Raw genomic sequence first — 4,312 nt, 5'->3', positions numbered from 1 at the left:
GTGGCCTAGGACACCGCCCTTTCACGGCGGTAACAGGGGTTCGAGTCCCCTAGGGGACGCCACGATTACCCGCTCTGCGGGATTTTTAAGGGTCATTCAATTATTGAATGGCCCTTTTGTTTGTCTGGCGTTTGGCCAATTCTTTTTCCTTTCCTACTTTTCTTCTGACCAGCGGTCATGCCCGTCGCTTGCCAAATATTATTATGGTAATAATATTCAACCCATGAACATCGGAGGCGATGATGAGCGATAAAAAAGCGCAAACCCGCGAACGCATTTTGCAGGCCGCCAGCGCCGCGCTGATCCAGCGTGGCCCGGCTGAACCGAGTGTGGGCGAAGTGATGGGCGCGGCGGGGCTGACCGTCGGTGGTTTCTACGCGCACTTCGAAAGCAAGGATGCGCTGATGCTGGAGGCCTTCACCCAGTTGCTGGCCAAGCGTCGAGCGTCGATTGATGACATGGACTCACAGCTGACCGGAGAGGAGCGCAGAAGCCTGGTGGCGGCGTTCTACCTGTCGCGCAAGCACCGCGACTCCACTGCCCAGGCTTGCCCGATTCCCGCCACGGTCGGCGAGATGAGCCGCCTGCCGGATGAGTTCCGCCAGGCGTTGAACGAGCACTGTGAGCTGATGGCTGCGCAGTTGGCTGCCAGCCCCGAAGACACCGACAAAGCCCTGGCTGACATGGCACTGATGATCGGTGGTCTGGCCCTGGCCCGCGCCTTGGGGCCGGGTGAGTTGTCTGACCGTGTGCTGCGCGCCGCCAAGTCGGCCGTGCGCTAGAAGAGGGCTGCATGATGGGCACGCTTACCTGGGTTCGTCGCTTCAACAGCACGCTGGGCCACCTGGTGCCGCAAACGGTGGCCAACCGCATGCGTCGTGCCTTCATGACGCCCCGCGAGCTGCCGCCGCGTGACTGGGAACTGCCGCTGCTGGCGCAATCGGAGCGCATCACCCTGCGTTTCGGCTTGTCCGCGTTGCGCTGGGGCCAGGGGCCGGCGGTGTTGCTGATGCACGGTTGGGAAGGGCGTCCTACCCAATTTGCCAGCTTGATCAGCGCATTGGTCGACAACGGTTATTCCGTGATTGCCCTTGATGGTCCCGCCCATGGCCGTTCGCCGGGGCGTGAAGCCCATGTGCTGCTGTTTGCCCGCGCCATGCTTGAAGCTGCCGCCGAGTTGCCGCCGCTGCACGCCGTGATCGGCCATTCCATGGGCGGCGCCAGTGCGATGCTGGCGGTGCAGTTGGGGCTGCGCACCGAGGCGTTGGTGAGTATCGCCGCGCCGTCGCGCTTTCTGGATGTGCTGCGCGGCTTTACCAGGATGGTCGGTTTGCCAGCGCGGGCGCGTTCGGCGTTTATCCAGGAGGTCGAGTTGACTTTCGGAATGCCGCTCAAACACCTGGACGTGGCGCATTACCAGATGAATATTCCCGGCCTGATCGTGCACGCCGAAGATGACACCTTCGTTCCGGTCAAAGCCTCGCAAGCCATCCACGAAGCCTGGTTCGACAGCCGCTTGCTACGCCTGGAGCAGGGCGGTCACCAGAAAGTCCTGGCCGATCCGCGTGTGATCGACGCTGTACTGGCGTTGCTGGCCGGCTGTCGTCTACAGGAGCGGCAGAGCGCCTGATACACTCTCCTCGCCGACATTAATCGACTGGGAGCAAGGCATGGGCTGGGATTTGGCAACGCCATTCATCATCGATCTGCAGGTTGCGCCTGAAGACATCGACGGCCTGGGGCACGCCAATAACGCGGTGTACGTGTCCTGGCTGGAGCGCTGCGCCTGGCGCCACTCCCAGCGCCTGGGCCTGGACCTGACCGAATATCGGCGCCTGGACCGCGCCATGGCCGTGGTGCGTCATGAGATCGACTACCTGGCCGCCGGTTATGAAGGCGACGAGCTGCAACTGGCCACCTGGATCGTCGATTGGGACCAGCGCCTGAAAATGACCCGGCGCTTCCAACTGGTCCGCCCCCGTGACGGCGCGACCCTGTTGCGTGCGCAAACCACCTTCGTCTGCATTGAGCTGTCCACCGGCAAGCCCAAGCGCATGCCGGCTGAATTCCTCGACGGTTATGGCCCCGCCCTGACAGGGGGTTAACGGTTGCTGTGGGAAACCCAGTAAACTGCGCCACGATTTTTGTTGAGTGTTTTCCATGCAAATTGCTTTGGCGCCCATGGAGGGGTTGGTCGACAACATCCTGCGGGACGTGCTGACCCGTGTCGGTGGTATCGACTGGTGCGTGACCGAGTTCATCCGCGTCAACGACCGCCTGCTCACCCCGGCGTATTTCCACAAACTCGCCCCGGAACTGTTGCACGGTGCCCACACCGCTGCCGGTGTGCCGCTGCGCGTGCAATTGCTCGGCTCTGATCCCGTGTGCCTGGCGGAAAACGCTGCGCTGGCGTGTGAGCTCGGTTCGCAGGTCATCGACCTCAACTTCGGCTGCCCGGCCAAGACCGTCAACAAGTCCCGTGGCGGTGCGGTGCTGCTCAAGGAGCCGGAGTTGCTCAACCAGATCGTCGAGCACGTGCGCCGTGCTGTGCCGGCGCACATCCCGGTGACTGCCAAGATGCGCCTGGGTTTCGACAGCCCGGACGGCGCCCTGGTGTGCGCTACGGCCCTGGCGGAAGGCGGCGCGGCGCATATCGTGGTGCATGCGCGTACCAAGACCGACGGCTACAAGCCACCGGCGCACTGGGAGTGGATCCCGCGTGTGCAGGATGTGGTCAAGGTGCCGGTGTTCGCCAATGGCGATATCTGGAGTGTCGAAGACTGGAAGCGTTGCCGTGAAATCACCGGTGCCGAAGACATCATGCTGGGTCGGGGCCTGGTGGCGCGTCCGGACCTGGCGCGGCAGATCGCTGCCGCGCGGGCGGGTGAGGAGGTGGTCGAAATGACCTGGGCGCAGATGCAGCCCCTGCTCCAGGACTTCTGGACCCAGTCGGTGGCGCAACTGACCGAGCGACAGGCGCCAGGTCGATTGAAGCAGTGGCTGGCGATGCTCACGCGCAACTACCCGGAAGCGGTGGAGCTGTTTACGGCGATGCGTCGGGAAACCGAGCTGGCCCAAGTGAGCCGTTTGCTCGGTATGGTGCCGGTAGACAGTCAGTGAGTGACGGCGCTGAAAAATAGCGTTGATATTTAATAAGTTTTCAAATACATCGATAAATGGGCGCCCTTGGCGCCCTTTTTTTGGGCTGTGTTTAAGTGAAAGTTCCGGGTTGTCAGGGGTGCAGCATTAATGTTTATCGAGGGTGATAGCGCGTTCTGAATGTATGCAGTTATTTGATTGATACCTTGATTTTCAGGAAGAATACAGTTTAATTAACTTCTGGTACGCGCTTGTGCGCAATTAACATAAGTGTGAAATCTTGCCGGAGTAAATGGTTTCATTGTTTTAGATTTGGGCTTGGTTGTTACCTTGTTTGTCCATGGAATACTCGCTGGTGCAGTGGATTTAGAGCGGTTTCTTGAATAGTCATAGGCTAAAACCTGATTCTTGATTTTGTTTGCCTTTTGTGAAGTTGGATTGTTGGAACTTGATTGCGTTTCGGTCCACGAAAATAGGGACTGCGAGATGATGATTGTTTCCAGTTTTACATTAATTGCTGTCCGGATTTCCAAATGCTTCGAGGCAGCACATAACTAATCATGAGGTTACAAGATGTCTAATGTATCGCTTGGCACTCCTAAGGCTTTTATTCCGGAACTCCCGTCGGCGAGCAAAAGTTCGACCGGTCTTGTGAAAGATGTTGAGCGCGTCGGCACGCTCGCTACGGATCTCGGTATTAAAGGGGTTGCACGAGACGTTAATCAAACTGTGACGGAGGCAAAGGAGATTTCCGTTAACTCCGATGCGCTGGAAAAATTATTTGAGATGTTTGATCTGGTCTTCAAAGCCATGCGCAGCCTGTTGTCCGGCAGGGGATTCAGTTCTCATGCCACGACAGTAGTACCGCATGCAGCCAAGGCGGAGAGTGGTGTTGAAGTGTCTGTGGAGGGTGGTTCGAATTCCCAAGGGAAGTCGTCACCTTTTGCCAGGAAAGGTGAACGGGTCTCCGGCGGCATTGCGGGCGTGACTATCAATGCAGACGGCTCCACGCAAATGAAGACTGTTGACGATAGTAAGAAATCGACAGTCACTGCGGATAAGGAAGCTAAAGTCAATGTTGGTACTGACGGCTCTGTGCAAGTGAAGACTGCTGGTGATGCTACTAAATCGACAGTTACCGCAGATAAGGGCGCTAAAGTCAATGTTGGTGCTGACGGCTCTGTGCAAGTGAAGACTGCTGGTGATGGTACTA

General features: G+C 58.4%; 6 protein-coding genes. All 6 read left to right on the top strand.

What is annotated here, in order from left to right; all coding sequences use genetic code 11:
• Positions 1-253, top strand: a 253-nt coding sequence (locus tag BFN10_RS29560) for a hypothetical protein (protein ID WP_208610095.1), incomplete at its 5' end; no start/stop codon positions are given.
• A complete protein-coding gene (locus BFN10_RS01425) occupies positions 243-782 on the top strand; it encodes a TetR/AcrR family transcriptional regulator (protein WP_058426896.1) in 540 nt (179 codons plus the stop codon). The genes BFN10_RS29560 and BFN10_RS01425, both read left to right, overlap by 11 nt.
• A 14-nt stretch (positions 783-796) precedes the next feature.
• On the top strand, positions 797-1,630 hold the full coding sequence (locus BFN10_RS01420; protein ID WP_071488109.1) for an alpha/beta hydrolase: 834 nt from the start codon (positions 797-799) through the stop codon (positions 1,628-1,630).
• Between the two features lie 40 nt (positions 1,631-1,670).
• A complete protein-coding gene (locus BFN10_RS01415; RefSeq protein ID WP_033901813.1) occupies positions 1,671-2,105 on the top strand; it encodes an acyl-CoA thioesterase in 435 nt (144 codons plus the stop codon).
• A 55-nt stretch (positions 2,106-2,160) separates the two neighbouring features.
• Entirely contained in the window at positions 2,161-3,120 is a 960-nt protein-coding gene (locus tag BFN10_RS01410; protein WP_071488108.1) for a tRNA dihydrouridine synthase, read from the top strand.
• Positions 3,121-3,672: 552 nt separating this feature from the next.
• The coding region (locus BFN10_RS01405; protein WP_139221099.1) for a hypothetical protein at positions 3,673-4,312 on the top strand (640 nt) is incomplete at its 3' end.

The organism is Pseudomonas extremorientalis (assembly GCF_001870465.1).
Lineage (GTDB): Bacteria > Pseudomonadota > Gammaproteobacteria > Pseudomonadales > Pseudomonadaceae > Aquipseudomonas > Aquipseudomonas extremorientalis.
This window is presented reverse-complemented; position numbering and strand designations above follow the sequence as displayed.